8 protein-coding genes are annotated in these 14,977 nt (G+C 68.6%); 2 read left to right on the top strand and 6 right to left on the bottom strand.

Features of this window, described 5'->3' with window-relative positions; genetic code table 11:
• The first annotated feature begins 2 nt into the window (after window positions 1–2).
• Window positions 3–1,823 (top strand): DNA helicase RecQ, encoded by a 1,821-nt coding sequence (recQ, locus tag ACK4YQ_RS04730; protein WP_409608786.1) that lies wholly within the window; start codon window positions 3–5, stop codon window positions 1,821–1,823.
• A 3-nt stretch (window positions 1,824–1,826) separates the two neighbouring features.
• Here the strand turns inward: recQ and ACK4YQ_RS04725 are convergent, their stop codons facing one another.
• The 4 genes from ACK4YQ_RS04725 to ACK4YQ_RS04710 all read right to left on the bottom strand — a co-directional run bounded on the left by ACK4YQ_RS04725 (window position 1,827) and on the right by ACK4YQ_RS04710 (window position 8,437).
• Window positions 1,827–2,771, bottom strand: coding sequence for a retroviral-like aspartic protease family protein (locus ACK4YQ_RS04725; RefSeq protein ID WP_409608784.1), 945 nt, complete (start codon window positions 2,769–2,771; stop codon window positions 1,827–1,829).
• A gap of 80 nt (window positions 2,772–2,851) precedes the next feature.
• The gene (locus tag ACK4YQ_RS04720; protein WP_409608782.1) at window positions 2,852–4,312 is read right to left on the bottom strand and encodes a phosphoesterase; all 1,461 of its coding nucleotides are present in this window, start codon (window positions 4,310–4,312) and stop codon (window positions 2,852–2,854) included.
• Between the two features lie 72 nt (window positions 4,313–4,384).
• Window positions 4,385–7,105 (bottom strand): TonB-dependent receptor, encoded by a 2,721-nt coding sequence (locus tag ACK4YQ_RS04715; protein ID WP_409608780.1) that lies wholly within the window; start codon window positions 7,103–7,105, stop codon window positions 4,385–4,387.
• 285 nt (window positions 7,106–7,390) lie between these two features.
• Window positions 7,391–8,437, bottom strand: coding sequence for a methyl-accepting chemotaxis protein (locus ACK4YQ_RS04710; protein WP_409608778.1), 1,047 nt, complete (start codon window positions 8,435–8,437; stop codon window positions 7,391–7,393).
• 308 nt (window positions 8,438–8,745) lie between these two features.
• Between ACK4YQ_RS04710 and ACK4YQ_RS04705 the strand changes: the two genes are divergently transcribed.
• Window positions 8,746–11,325 carry a TonB-dependent receptor gene (locus ACK4YQ_RS04705; protein WP_409608776.1) on the top strand — a complete coding sequence of 860 codons (2,580 nt, stop codon included), beginning with the start codon at window positions 8,746–8,748 and terminating at the stop codon, window positions 11,323–11,325.
• A 57-nt stretch (window positions 11,326–11,382) separates the two neighbouring features.
• Here ACK4YQ_RS04705 and gyrB read toward each other — a convergent pair whose 3' ends face one another.
• Both gyrB and recF read right to left on the bottom strand, forming a co-directional pair.
• Window positions 11,383–13,800 (bottom strand): DNA topoisomerase (ATP-hydrolyzing) subunit B, encoded by a 2,418-nt coding sequence (gene gyrB, locus ACK4YQ_RS04700; RefSeq protein WP_409608774.1) that lies wholly within the window; start codon window positions 13,798–13,800, stop codon window positions 11,383–11,385.
• A complete protein-coding gene (gene recF, locus ACK4YQ_RS04695) occupies window positions 13,797–14,936 on the bottom strand; it encodes a DNA replication/repair protein RecF (protein ID WP_409608772.1) in 1,140 nt (379 codons plus the stop codon). The genes gyrB and recF overlap by 4 nt, the downstream gene beginning before the upstream one ends.
• Window positions 14,937–14,977 lie beyond the last annotated feature (41 nt).

The following is a 14,977-nucleotide window of genomic DNA, read 5'->3' as shown; positions in this document are numbered from 1 at the left end:
GCATGTCCGCTTCGCTCGACGAGGCGCGGGAGGTCCTGCGCCGCACCTTCGGCCATTCCGAGTTCCGGGGCCTTCAGGCCGAGGTGATCGCCGAAGTGCTGGCCGGACGGAGCACCATGGCCGTCCTGCCCACCGGCGGCGGCAAGAGCCTTTGCTACCAGATCCCCAGCCTGCTGAGGCCGGGCCTGGGGCTGGTGGTTTCGCCGCTGATCGCCCTGATGACCGACCAGGTCGCCGGGCTGCAGCAGTCCGGCGTGGCCGCCGCACGCCTGGACTCGAACGTCGACCTGGACGAGCGCGCCCGCACCTGGCGGCGCATCGAAGCGGGCGAACTCGACCTTCTCTACCTCTCGCCCGAGGGGCTGATGCAGCCGTGGATGCTGGATCGCCTGTCACGGACGCCCCTGGCCCTCGTGGCGATCGACGAAGCCCACTGCGTCAGCCAGTGGGGCCACGACTTCCGGCCCGAGTACCGGATGCTGGGTCGGCTGGCGGAGCTGTTTCCGCAAGTCCCGCGCCTGGCCGTCACCGCCACGGCGGACGCGCGGACCCGCGAGGACATCCGCAGCGAGCTGCGCCTGGAAGGCAGCCGCGAGTTCGTCGCCTCCTTCGCCCGGCCCGAGCTCGCCCTCTCCGCCGAGCGCAAGCGCGGCGCCGGCCACAAGCGGGTGCTGGAGCTGGTCAAGGAGCGGCCGAACCGTTCCGGGGTGATCTACGCCGGTTCGCGGGAGGGGACCGAGCGGCTAGCCCAGGCGCTGGTCGAGGCCGGCGTCCCGGCGCTCGCCTACCACGCTGGGCTCGACAAGGCCGTGCGCGCCGAGCGGCTGGAGTCGTTCCTCGAGGCCGAGGCGGCGGTGATGGTGGCGACCATCGCCTTCGGCATGGGCGTCGACAAGCCGGACGTTCGCTTCGTCATCCACGCCGATCCGCCCGCCTCCATCGAAGCCTACTGGCAGGAGATCGGCCGGGCGGGCCGCGACGGCGAGCCGGCCGAAGGGCTCACCCTCTACGGCTCGGCGGACATGGCCTGGGCCCTGCGCCGGCTCGAGGGCCGCGAGGTCGACGAAGGCGTCAAACAGGTGCAGGCGCGCAAGGTGCGCCAGCTCTACGCCATGCTGGACGGCGCCAGCTGCCGGGCCGCGGCCGTGCGGCGCTATTTCGGCGAGACCGACGTCGCGCCCTGCGGCGTGTGCGATCTCTGCCTCAATGCTCCGGAGGCCACGGACATGACCGAGGCCGCCCAGAAGGCGCTGTCGGCGGTCCATCGCCTGGGCGGGCGCTATGGGCGCGGTCGGCTGGTCGACCATCTCCTGGGCAAGACCAAGGACGTCTCGGATTTCGAGGCCGGCTTGTCGACCTTCGGCATCGGCGCGGAACTGGACGCCAGCGGCTGGCGCGATCTGCTCGACCAGCTCCTCTTCGAGGGGCTCTTGCGAGAGGACCCGAACGACGGGCGCCCGCTGATCGGCCTGGGCGACGCAGAGGCGGTCCGCGCGACCTACCGCGGCGAGCGGCGGGTGAACATGCGCAAGGCCGAGCCAGGCGCCGCCCGCGGCGGTCGAGCCCGCAGGCGGGGCGAGCCGCCGGCGGACATGTCGCCGCACGACGCCCCGCTGTTCGAAGCCTTGCGAGCCTGGCGGCGCGACGAGGCGGCCCGCCAGCATGTGCCCCCCTACGTGATCTTCCATGACCGGACCCTGGCCGAGATCGCGCGGCTGCGTCCCGGCGGCCTTTCGGCCCTCGGCGCGGTCTCCGGCGTCGGCGAAGGCAAGCTCGCCCGCTACGGCGCAGCGGTGCTGGCGGTGCTTGCCGAGGCGGCCTGAGCCTCAGGCGATGTCGAACCGAACGGTGGACCGGCCGAAGTCCAGGGCCACCGCCGTGAACTCGCTGAGCAGGTCCATGCCGAGCACGACCGTGGGCTTGTCGTGCAGGTCCCACAGCCAGAACACCTGGCTCTCGGCGAACACCACCGGCACATTGCCCAGGGTCAGGCCGCCCAGGCGCATGAACGGCACATAGAGCAGGTCGCCGTGGAAGGTCTCGCCGAGCACCGTCTGCATGGTCAGCCGCACCGGAGGCCCTACGGAGCCGCGGGTGGTCTCAGCCACCAGCCGGCGCATGGCCGAATTGCCCAAGGTGAGTTCAGAGCCGGAATCGATCATGGCGCTGATCCGCCGCCCGCCGGACTCCGCATCGACCAAGGTGAGCTGGCCCGAGCGTCGCCGGGCCGGCACGATCACCCGGTTCTTGTCGTTGGTCTCATGGCGCGGGGCCGCGATCTCCAGGACCCTGGCCTTGAAGTCGAGGAGAAGCCGGCGGTTCTTGAGCCAGTCGACGCCCAGGATTCCATCGGTGGCCTCGTCCCCAGGCATGCGCAACAAAGGCACCTTGACCCCGCGCTGCACCCGCGTTCCCACGTGCAGTTCATCGACCACCACGGTCGGCTTCAGCGAGCGTCCGGCCACGGTGGTGACCGCCACGGTCGGGCCGGCAGGCAGGCCCATGGCTTCGGCGACCTCGCGGCGCAGGCAGGAGCGGTTGGCTCCGGTGTCGACCAGAAACTGATAGGGGCCCTGGCCGTTGATCATCACCGGCGCCAGCATCCGCAAGGACGCATCCCGTTCCAGGCCGACCTGGCTTGGCGTGTTGTCATGGTCGTCGTCGGCGATCGCCGCCGCAGGCGTGGCCTGGGCCAACGCCGGCAGAGGGCAGGCGGCCGCGGCCCCCGCCGCGGCCAGCAGTCGGGCGATATCGCGCCTGTTGGGCTCCATTGAACGCGCCCTCCCTAGAGAACGGCGTTCACTCTACACGAATTCGCGGCTGTCAGATGGGCGCTGCTGTCGCAGGGCGCTCAATCGACGGCGATGAACACGGGGTTGGCGTAGAACCACAGGTCGCTCCAGGGATCCTCGCCGGCCGGATCGGGCGTGGGCTCCTGCTCGGCGGAACTCGTCCCGCGCACCCGCACGTAGCTGGCCTGGCGCACGTCCTGCAGCACATAGCTCATGGTCAGCACCTCGCCGTCGCGCTTCCAGTCGGCGGCGGTGAAGCGCTTCTCGACCCTGGCGTGGGGATTGGCGTCGCTGGTGCGGTCGGCGAGCGGACCGGTGATCTCGGAGCGGATCAGGTCGATCCGCTCGACCGCCGGGCTGCGTCCGCCGAAGTTGGCGCCGGCCGGGTCGCGCAACCGGATCGTGACGCGCACGTCCTGGCCCTTGCGCACGTGAAGCTCGCCGCCGATGGACGCGCCGCCGTCGCGGCGGCCCCGAGCCGGCGCCAGGGTCACGTCAAGTTCCGAGACGAGGTCGCCGGTGGTGACGAACACCCGTCCGTTACGGAGCCCGTCGAGGATGTCGTCGTAGTCGTGGCGGGCCAGGACGTAGGTCTTGGAATACTCCCCTGGCCAGAAGTCGCTGCCGCCCTCGGTGTAGTGGCGGTGGGAGTCGGAGGTCGAGGTCACCCACCAGCGCCGTCCCTCGCCCAGCATCGAGTCCCAGAATCCGCCGAGGCGCGCCGTCATCTGGTCGAACCCGCCCATGGTCGGGGCGTTGCGGTAGCCGCCGCGGGCGCCCTCCGGCTTGACCGAGCCGTCGGGCTTGAGCGCGCTCGCCTGGTGGCCGGGCGCGCCCTCCATGCCGACGGCGATCCGCGGAGCGGTGTCGTTCCAGTTGCGCAACTCGGCGGGCGTGTCCTGGCCATAGTCGCCCACGCCCTTGGCCGAGCGCGAAGGATGGTTGGCGATCACGACCGGCGGTGTAGCCACCGACTTCATGTGTTCGAGCGCCTCAAGCATCTTTGGCTCGGTGTCCCGACCCGGATCGGCCGGCCAGGGTTCGCGTTCGGAAAAGCGGCTCTCGATCTCGTAGAGCACTTCGCGCTCGTCGTCGGTGTGCGGCACGATCAGGCTGGAGTGGTCGGCGCCAGGGGTGTCGAACTCCATGCCGTAAAACTGGATCAGTCCCGGTGCTTCCTGGCGGGAGCGCAGCAGTTCCGGATAAGCCATCTCCCTGTTGACCTTCGAATGGTTGGGCCCGCCGTGGTCGGTGGACACCATCCAGGACAGGCCGTGCCTGACCGCCATCTGCGCGTTGGTGGGGATCGGGTAGCGGGCGTCGCCGGCGATGACCGGGGTCGGCGGTTCGCCGGGATTGGGCGAGGGGGTGTAGCCCACGCTGTAGCGGCTATGGACATGATGGTCCCCCGCCAGCCATGCGCGCCCCTGGACCGGGACGGCCGCATCGTGGGCCTGGGCCGACGCTGTCGAGAGCAGGGCGGCGAGGAGGGCGAGGCGGAGCATCTGAACTGGCGGCATGGGTACCCCGAATGAACAGGCGGACGGGGGCGCGCCCCTCGGACGCGCCCCCGCAGCAGTCGGACTGCGGAACTAGAAGGTGAAGCGAACGCCGGTCATGTAGCGGCGGCCGAAGGTCTCGTGCTCGATCGGATGGCTCGGATCGGCGCCGTAGCGGCGGCCAGCGTCGTTGGTGAGGTTGGCGGCGTCAAAGTACCACTCGAAGTTTTCGTTGATCTGGTAGCGGACCGACAGGTCGAGCTCCTCGTCGTCGTCCCAATAGACGTCGCCGTTTGTGACAGGCACAACCTTGCCGTTCAGCACCTGGTAGTCGCCGACCGACTGGCCCCATTCGGTGCGGAACTGGTACGCCAGCCGCGCCGAGAGGCCATACTTCTCGAAGTAGAGCGACAGGTTGTAGACGAGGTCCGACGTGCCCGGCAGCGGGATCTTCCGCTCCGGCACGTTGCCGACCGCCGGCACCGTCACCTCGGAGTCGTTAAGCGTGACATTGCCCTGGAGCCCGAAGCCGCCGAGCCACTCGGGCAGGCTCGCCATTTCGACCAGCGGCGCGATCGACTGCGAGTAGGCGACCTCGACGCCGCGCAGGTAGCCGTCGCCGCCGTTGCGCAGGGTCGTCAGGGTGTAGCCTGAGCGGTCGACGCCGCCGGAGTTCAGGATGTCGCGCCCGAAGACGCCGGCCTGGGTGAAGAGCACGTCGGTCAGGCTCTTGTAGTAGAGACCGGCCGAGAAGAAGCCCTGAGGCTGCATGTACCATTCGAAGTAGAGATCCGCGCCGACCGCCTTTTCGGGGCCGGCGTCCGGGTTGCCCCCGGACACGGTCTGATCGGTGTCGCTGTAGCTGAAGTTCGGCCGCAGCTCGTCATAGTCGGGGCGGGAGGCGCCCGTGGTGATCCCGAAGCGGACCTTCATCTGGTCGTTCAGGTCGTAGTTCAGGTGCAGGCTCGGGAACAGGAGCGTGTCCTCGTTCTCGGCGGTCACCAGCGTCTGCACCCCGCCGACATTCGCGTAGGCCGTTCCGGAGTTCTCCGTCCGCTCGGCGCGCAGCCCGAACACCACGTCGCCCCAGCCCTGCTCCCACGTGCCCATGGCGTAGGCGGCCAGGATTCTCTCCTGGACGCGGTAGTAGTTGCCGTTGGAGTTCTGGCGCACCAGCACGCCGTCACGCAGCAGCTCGCCGGCCAGGTTGTCGAGCGCGCTCTTGGAGAAGTAGTTGAACGAGTAGCCGAGCGCGATGTCGCCCTGGAAGGGCTTGGTGTTGCGGATGTCGTCGTAGGTGAAGGTGCGGCCGGCGGCCGCCAGCTGGGCGGCGGTCGCCGCGTAGAGCACCTCCTCGTGCTTCTTGGTGCGGATCGAATAGAGGCCGCCGAGCTTCACGCGCAGGGGCGAGCCCATCAGCTCCAGGTCCCGGCCGGCGTCGAACTTGGCGGTGTAGGCGAAGCTGGGATCGCCGCCGTCACGTGTCTGGATGACGTTTCCGCTGGACGCCAGCGGCAGGGCGAACTCGTCGATCGAGTAGGCTCGGGCGCCCATCGAGCGGACGCCGTTGGTGACGACGGTGCGGTAGAGCTGGACGGTATGGTTCTCGTCGTCGGTGAAGTCGTAGGCCACCGTCGGGCGCAGGGTCAGGGTCGAGGGGCTGGCGAAGTTGGTGAGCGCCGGGGCGTTCTGGCCGTCTTCGGTCTGGGTGTAGTTCAGCCGCCAGGACAGGTCCCAGCCGCCGAACAGGTGCTCGCCGCCCAGCGTGTTGGTCCAGGTGTACTCCGACGATTCCAGGGAATTGAAGGTCGCGGTGATCTGGGCGCCGTAGACCACGCCCTTGTCTGGCGTATTTCCGTTGCAGATGTCGAACGCGCCGGAGGTGGTCTGGGCCGCCGGCGTCGCCGGGCAGGCCCCGGTGACGGTCACAGCGCCGTTGTCCAGGCGGAAGATGTAGTTGTTCCGCAGCTCTTCGTCCTGGTATTCGGTGTAGATCGAGCTGGCGAAGACGCGGTTGTTCTCGTCGAACTCGTATTCGATCTTGGCCGTTCCGCCGATGTTGCCGCGGGTCAGGCGATAGGCCTTGTTCTCGTGTTCCCGCGCCCAGCGGCGGTCTTCGTAGCCGGGACGGCGGTCGCGAGAGCCGCCGCCCTGCTGCCAGGGATCGGTCTCGAAATTGTCCGTCACCATGTTGCGGTGGTACTTGGACCCCTGCAGCACGACGCCGAGCTTCCCGTCCATGAAGCGGTCGGAGAAGAAGAGGGACGCGTCGGCCTCCTCGCCGCCGCCCAGCATGACGATGCCAAGGCCGGCCTTGCCCGTGATGCTCCGTCCCGGGTTGTCGAAGGCGCTGCGGGTGATGATGTTGACGTTCCCCGCCACCGTGTCGCCCGGCATGTCCGCCGTGACCGCCTTGTTCACGACGATCTGGCTGGCCAGGGCCGACGGGATGTTGTCGAAGCGCGAGGCGCGCCCCTCCGGGCTGACCACCGACAGGCCGTCGAACGACAGGGTGGTCCAGTTGATCCTCGCCCCGCGCAGGTTGACGTAGCGGGCCTGGCCCTGGTCGCGCTCGACGGCCACGCCCGGCAGGCGGCCGATGGCGAAGGCGATGTTCTGGTCCGGAAGGCGTCCGACGGAGTCGGCCGCGATCACGCTGACCAGCGCCGGCGACGCCTTCTGAATCTCCAGGGCCTTGGCCTCGGATTCGGCGATCGGGCGTGCGGTGACCACCAGCTCCGAGACTTCGCCTTCCGCTTCCGCGCCAATGGCCGGTCCGGCCAGCATTGCGGCCATGACAGCGGCGCTGGACATGAGCGTCCAGCGTCTCCGATGTGTTTCGACTTTCATAAAATCCCCTCCGAAAGCCGAGGAGATTTACGTTCCACAGATGGCGCGCCAGCGACGGCGTTACGACTGCACTACGACGACACCTAAACTTGTCGAACACATTTCAGACGTGTATTTTTTGTCTGGACTAGGTAAAATTTGGCCAAATCTCAATCTAAAGGCGCGGTTTCGACCTGAATCGGCCGATACAAACATTCGACACGTCCGCGACGACTCTGATAATATTTCGTGACAAAGATGGGAGTGAGACTACTCGCCCTCACGCTGAAGAATACAGCCGAACCAGCCCAGGCCTTCGTAGGTCTCGTAGCCAGGGGTCAGGGCGTAGCCGACGGTCACCCCGTTCTCGGCGTAGCTGCCCATGGCCCCGGCGTTGGGCGGCAAGGTGAAGGTCTCGATCAGTTCGCCCTGGCGGTCCGAAGCCGCCAAGATCAGGCCGTTGCGGTCGAGCAGCATGACGCGTGATCGGGCGCGCTCCTCGTCCGTCAGCCGGACGCCGTCGACGACCGCCTGCGCCTGCGGCCGCCAGTCGAAGTGTATGCCCAGGACGCCGAGGGCCTTGCCGTCGACCCGCCCGCCCTCGCGGATGGCGGTGGCGTAGGTCGCGACCGGCGCGCCGTCGAGCACGGCCTTGCGGGCGATGTCGGCCACGGCGAACGCGTCGCCCGTCTTCGTCTTCATCGCGTCGCGGAACCAGGCCTGGTCGGCCACCGACAGGCCGGTGGCCCGCGGATAGCGTTCCGGCCGCCCCGTCGCCAGGACCTGACCGCGGGCGTCGCAGATCCAAAGGTCCAGATAGACGGTGTAGGCGTCCAGGATCACCTTCAGGCGGCTCGAGGCGTACCTGGCCGCCTGGGGCGAGCCGCCGGCGGCCAGACAGTCCACCACCGCCGAGTCCGTCGCCCACCAGCGAACGTCGCAGGTGCGCTCGTAGAGGTTGCGGTCGATGATCTCGATGGCGTTCAGCGCCAGGTCCGCAAGACGCTGGCCCCTGAGGTGGCCCAGGATCGCCCCTCCAACGGCGGAGAGCTCGTTCAGATCGGCGCGGACTTCGCTTTCGAGCGCCTCGGCGACCTCGTCGATCTCCGTGGAGATGCGCTTGAACTCCTCGGCGACGATGGCGAAGCTCTTTCCCGCTTCACCGGCCCGCGCCGCCACGATGAGCGCGTTGATCGCCAGCATCTTGGCCTCGCGGTTGATCGAGGAGATCTCACCGATCTTCGCGCCGGCCACCGCCGACAGGCGCTCCGACAGGTGGAGAATGCGCTCGGGGCGCAGCGTCACATCGTTTTCCACGGCGCCCCCATGCCGTCCGACCGAATCGGAGCGATCCGGCCCGTGCGATTATAGGTCGTCCGGAGCGGAGTTGACCCTGGGGGAAGGCTGACGCAGCCGGGGCGCCTTCGCTCTAGGCGCCCAGGGGCGCGGGGCGCCCGCTCAGGGGGCGATCGGGGCGCCGGAGGCCGACGTCCAAAGCGCGTCCCCCGGCGGCCGAAACGAAATCCGGACAAGTCGGCGTCGCGACATCGAACCGACACCCAAACGTCGCCGATCCGATATTCGCCGTGGCTAAGGCGCCCCCTCGCACAGAACGAGCCGAGGGGATGTACATGCACAGATACCTGCGTCCGGCGCTGATTGGCGCCCTCTTCACGTCGACGGCGATCTGCACGCCGGCGCTCGCCCAGGAAGACGCCGCCGTGGACGAACTGGTGGTGACCGGCCAGCGCCTGTCGCTGCAGCGGGCGATGGACACCAAGCGCGAAGCCGTCGGCGTCGTCGACGCCATCAGCGCCGACGACATCGGCCGACTCGCCGACAAGAACGTCGCCGAAAACCTCGAGCGCCTGCCCGGCGTCGGCCTGGCCTACGACCAGGGCGAAGGCCGCTATGTCGCCATCCGCGGCATCGGCGCCTCCCTGAACAACGTCACCCTGAACGGCGTCGAGGTAGGCAATCCCGACGGCGACAGCCGCGCCCTGCCGCTGGACATCGTCGGCGGCCAGCTCCTGGGGCGCATCGAGGTGGTCAAGGCCGTGACCCCCGACATGGACGCCCAGGGCATCGGCGGCACGATCAATCTTGTCACCCAGTCGCCGTTCGACGCCGGCAAGAACCGCTTCGCGCAGCTGTCGCTGCAGGGCGGCTACCAGGAATTCAACGAGAAGACTCCCGTGCAGGGCGACGGCGCCATCGGCGGCGTGTTCGCGGACGGCAGGATCGGCACCCTGTTCGGCGTGAACTACTCCTACCGCGACTACCGCTCCGACGGCCTCTATCCCGATGACTGGCGTTCGGTGCCGGGCGTCGCCCGCGGCGGCCTGCCGACCAACATCAAGGCGACCAACTACAACCTCACCCGCGAGCGGATCGGCGCGAGCTTCGCTCTGGAGTTCCGCCCGACCAACCAGGACAAGTACCACCTGCGCGGGCTCTACAGCCGCTTCACCGAGGACGAGTACCGTCAGCGCAACCGTCTCGACTTCGCCACCAACGCGGTGCTGTCCAGCGGCCGGCTGGTGCTGAACGCGGACGGCGCGACCGGCGTCGCCACGGGCATTCAGATGCGCCAGGACCTTCGCCTGGAGTACAAGGAAAAGTCGATCACTACATTCTCGGCGGGCGGTCTCAACGAGCGCGGCCCCTGGGAGGCCAGCTACGACCTGTCCTACGGCTACAATGAGCTGGTCGAGCCGAACCAGGTCTGGCAGTTCCGCAGCCTGGTGAACTACACCGTCGACGTCGACATGCGGCCGCTGCTCTACACGGCCACGCCGCGCGGGGCCAAGCCGTCGGACCTGGGCTTCTACCAGTACACCCGCCAGGACGAGTACGGCGAAGAGACGAACGTCGCGGCCAGGCTCGACCTGAAGCGTGCGATCGACGTCGGGCAGGACAGCTACTTCAAGTTCGGCTTCAAGGCGCGGCAGACCGACAAGTCCTTCGACGGGCGCACCGACGTCTGGGGCCGCGGCTCCAGCGCCAACCGCTTCACCCTGGCCGACTACGACCTGGCCGGCGGCGTGAGCGAGGTGGACCTGGGCGACCACGTCTACACCAACGCCTTGACGATCGACGCCGACGCCATCAGCGCCTTCACGGTCGCGAACCTCAACTCCAGCAAGTTCGTGCTGGACACGGCCACCACGCTCAGCAACGCCACGCTCAACGACTACGACCTCACCGAGCGGGTCTACGCCGGCTACGCCATGGCCCATGTGGACTTCGGCCAGGTCAAGGTGACGGGCGGCTGGCGCATCGAGCGCACGGAGACCGAGGTGTCCGGCTTCCGCCTGACCGGCGGCACGGTCGTGACTCCGGTGTCGACCAGCGGGGAGTACACCGACTTCCTGCCCAACATCCAGGTCCGCTACGAGCCGCGCGAGGACATCGTCATGCGGGCCGCCTACACCCGCACCCTCGGCCGGCCGCAGTACCCGCAGCTGAAGCCGGGCGGCGAACTGGAGTACGAGCAGGTCTCGGCCGGCGTGTTCGAAGGCTCGCTCAGCGAGGGCAACATCGACCTGAAGCCCTACATCTCCGACAATATCGACTTCAGCTTCGAGTGGTACTTCGCTCCGGGGAGCATGGTTTCGGCCGGACTGTTCCACAAGTCGATCAAGGACCCGATCTTCGGCTTCGCCGAGACCCGCACCAACGTGACCATCGAGGGTCGAACCTATCAGACGCTGCGCTACTCCCAGCCGCGCAACGCCGACAAGGGCGAGATCACCGGCCTGGAACTGGCCTATCAGCAGCAGTTCGCCTTCCTGCCCGGGTTCTGGAGCGGCTTCGGCGTGGCCGGGAACGTGACGTTCACCGACTCCGAGCTGATCGTGCCCGACCGCGGCGAAACGCCGTTCCCGGCGCAGTCGGACCTGCTGTGGGGCGCCCAGATCTTCTACCAGAACGACCGGCTGGAAGCGGCGCTGTCCTACCACCACACCGGCAAGGCCATTCAGGGACTGGGCGGCGATGTGGAGGCCGACACCTGGGACGACGACTACCGCCGCCTGGACGCCAAGATCAGCTATCGGATCACCGACCGGATCGAGGTCTTCGCCGATCTGCAGAACCTCAATGACGAGGTGCTGCGCGAGTATCAGGCCGGCCGCGACGACTGGCTGACCAACTACGAGCGTTACGGCCGCACCTACTACCTGGGCGTGGCCGCGCGCTGGTAGACGTCGAGCGCCCGCCGGGCCGCGCAGGCCTGGCGGGCGGATCTCGCCGTCGATGTTCTAGACGTCCACCTCGGCGTCCAAGGCGTTCTCCTGGATGAACTCGCGCCGCGGTTCGACGAGATCGCCCATCAGTCGGGTGAACATGTCGTCGGCGTCGTCGGCGTGGGTCACCTTCACCTGCAGCAGAGTGCGGGCGTCGGCGTCCAGCGTCGTCTCCCACAGCTGGTCGGGGTTCATTTCCCCCAGGCCCTTGTAGCGCTGGATCGAAAGCCCACGGCGGCCGGAGTCCAGCACCGCGTTCACGAGGTCGATCGGGCCGCGCACCGTCGTCGTGCGGTCCCGCCGCGTGAACGTGGCCGGTCCGGAAAACGTCTGGGCAAGGGCCGCGGCGCGGTCGCCCAGGCGCCGGGCGTCGGCCGCGTGCAGCAGCAGCTCGTCCAGCACGACACGCTCGGAAACGCCGCGCTTGACGCGGGAGAAGACGAACCCTCCCCCTTCCCCCGGCTCGCCGCTCCACGGGCCGTCGCCCTCCTCGGCGTAGAGGTCGAAGCGTCGGGCCGCGGCGGCGGGATCGGGCTGTTCGCCGAGCAGTCCTGCCAGCGCCGCCTGCTCGACCGCGAAGGCCGGCGCGCGCAGGGCTAGGCGCTCGATGTTGGCCTTGGCGCCGCGTGCGGTCTGCACCAGGTCGATGAGGTCCTGGCCGGCCAGGCGCTCGCCGCTGGCCAGATCCAGGGTCGCGCCATCGACGCCTTCGTCGATCAGATAGACCTCGTACTCAGCGTCGTCCTTCAGGTAGCGCGAGGACTTGCCCTTGGTCGCCTTATAGAGCGGCGGCTGGGCGATATAGAGGTAGCCCCGTTCGATCACCTGCGGCATCTGCCGGTAGAAGAAGGTCAGCAGCAGCGTGCGGATGTGGGCGCCGTCGACGTCGGCGTCCGTCATGATGACGATCTTATGGTAGCGGATCTTCTCGATGTCGAAGTCGTCCCGTCCGATCCCGGCCCCGAGGGCGGTGATCAGCGTGCCCACCTGATCGGACGACAGCATCTTGTCGAAGCGGGCGCGCTCGACGTTCAGGATCTTGCCGCGCAGGGGCAGCACTGCCTGGTTCTCACGGTTGCGGGCCTGCTTGGCCGAACCGCCGGCCGAGTCGCCCTCGACCAGGAACAGCTCGGACTTCGCCGGGTCGCGCTCCTGGCAGTCGGCGAGCTTGCCGGGCAGGGAGGTGATGTCGAGCGCCGACTTGCGGCGGGTCAGTTCGCGGGCCTTGCGGGCGGCCTCGCGGGCCGCGGCGGCCTCGGCGATCTTCTGGACGATCAGCCTGGCTTCGTTGGGGTGCTCCTCGAACCAGGTGGCCAGCCCTTCCGACACGAGGCCCTCGACCGCCGGGCGCACTTCGGAGGAGACCAGCTTGTCCTTGGTCTGGGAGGAGAACTTGGGGTCGGGCACCTTGACCGACAGCACGCAGGTCAGGCCCTCACGCGCGTCCTCGCCTGAAACCGAAACCTTCTCGCGCTTGGCCGCGCCGGAGCTCTCGGCATAGCCGGAAATGATCCGGGTCAGGGCGCTCCTGAACGCCGCCAGGTGCGTGCCGCCGTCCCGCTGCGGGATGTTGTTCGTGAAGCACAGGACGTTCTCGTGGTAGCCGTCGTTCCACCAGAGCGCCAGGTCGACCTCGACCGACTCGCGCCGGCCGCGGATGACGATCGGCGCCTTCACGAGCGGCGTCTTGGCCTTGTCGAGGTGGCGCACGAAGGCTTCGATCCCACCCTCGTAGCTCATCACCTCCTCGAAGGGTTCGGCCTCGCGGAAGTCCTTCAGCCAGATGGTCACGCCGGAGTTCAGGAACGCGAGTTCGCGCAGGCGATGCTCCAGCGTCTTGCGGTCGAACTCGATGAACGAGAAGGTCTCTGTCGAGGGCAGGAAGGTCACCTCGGTGCCCGACAGGAATTCGCCGTTCTCGCGCAGCGGCGCCTTGCCGGTGACCGCGAGCGGGGCCACGGGGTCGCCCCGGCGGAACTCCATCTCGTGCTGCAGCCCGCCCCGATAGATCTTCAGCTTCAGCCAGTCCGACAGGGCGTTCACCACCGACACGCCCACGCCGTGCAGGCCGCCGGAGACCTTGTAGCTGTTCTGGTCGAACTTACCGCCCGCGTGCAGCTGGGTCATGATGACCTCGGCCGCCGAGACCCCTTCGCCTTCGTGGATGTCGGTGGGAATGCCGCGGCCGTCGTCCGTGACCGTGCAGGAGCCGTCAGCGTTGAGGATCACCTCCACGCGGGTGGCCCAGCCGGCCAGGGTCTCGTCGATGGCGTTGTCGACGACCTCATAGACCATGTGGTGCAGGCCCGAGCCGTCGTCGGTGTCGCCGATGTACATGCCCGGGCGCTTTCGCACCGCGTCCAGGCCCTTCAGCACCTTGATGGACTCGGCGCCGTACTCGGCCTGGCCGTTGCTCTCGATCTCGTCGGTCATCTGTCGTCCGAATGGGTGAAACCGGCAGCGTCCATCGGGACGCTTTGGGCCCGGCCCTGTAGGTCTTCGAAGAGGTGCTCGTCCGTCCCGGTCAGGAACGCCTGGAGGTCGAGCGCCACGATCTCGTCGAACAGCGCGGCTCGCCTTCGGCGGTCCAGATGCGCTGCGACTTCATCCAGCAATAATATAGGAACCGGAGCCGATTCTGCACGCGAAAGACGCGCCGCCTGGGCCAGGACCAGGTTCAGAATCAGGGCTTTCTGCTCGCCGGTCGAGCATTCCGAGGCCGGACGGTCCTTTTCGGCGTGGACGACCTCCAGATCGCCCCGGTGCGGGCCGGACAGGGCGCGCCCCGCCGCCGCGTCGCGGTCGCGCGCGCCGGCCAGAGTGCGGACGAGCCGATCCTCGATCTCGGCGGTCTCCACGCCCTCGCCGGCCATCCGCTCCCATTCGCCGGTGAGCGCAAGCCGCGCCTGGGGAAAGGGCCGATCGCCCCGCCCGTCGATCTCGGCCTGAAGGGCCTGGAGCGTGCGCACGCGGGCCTGGGCCATCAGCACGCCCGCCTCGCCCATGCGCGCCTCTAGCGCGCCCAGCCAGGCGGCGTCGGCGATCCCGTCGGTCAACAGCCGCATGCGCTCGCGCAGGGCCTTCTCATAGGCCGAGGCGCAGGCCGCGTGGCTCGGTTCGGCCGCGAACACCAGGCGGTCGAAGAAGCGGCGGCGATCGCCGGCGCCTTCGACGAACAGGCGGTCCTGGGCCGGGGTCAGCCAGACCTGGCGCATGTGCTCGGCCAGCCGGCCCGGCGGCACGGGCTCGCCCTCGATCCGGACCGTCCGCCGCGCCGCGCCGGCGCTCTCCACGCCCGTGCCGACGCCGAAGCTGTCGCCGCGGTCCTCGATCTGGGCATGGACCGCCCAGGCCCGGCCGCGCCCTTCGCCAGGCAGGCGGCGGCCGAACTCGGCCAAGGCGGCGTTGCGCAGGCCGCGACCGGGAATCAGCAGGCTCACCGCTTCCAGAAGATTGGTTTTGCCCGAGCCGTTGGGGCCGGCCAGCACTACAGGCCGCCCGTCCATCACCAGGTCGGCGCGGGCGTAGGAGCGGAAGTCCGTCAGGGTCAGGCGGAAAAGGCGCGTCACCGCCGCCTCATATCCCGTTTCGGGCCGAACCGCGCGCGCTG

Source organism: Phenylobacterium sp., assembly GCF_046291545.1.
Classification (GTDB): Bacteria; Pseudomonadota; Alphaproteobacteria; order Caulobacterales; family Caulobacteraceae; genus Phenylobacterium.
Note: the sequence above shows the minus strand (reverse complement) of the source record. Positions and strands in the feature narration are given on the sequence as shown.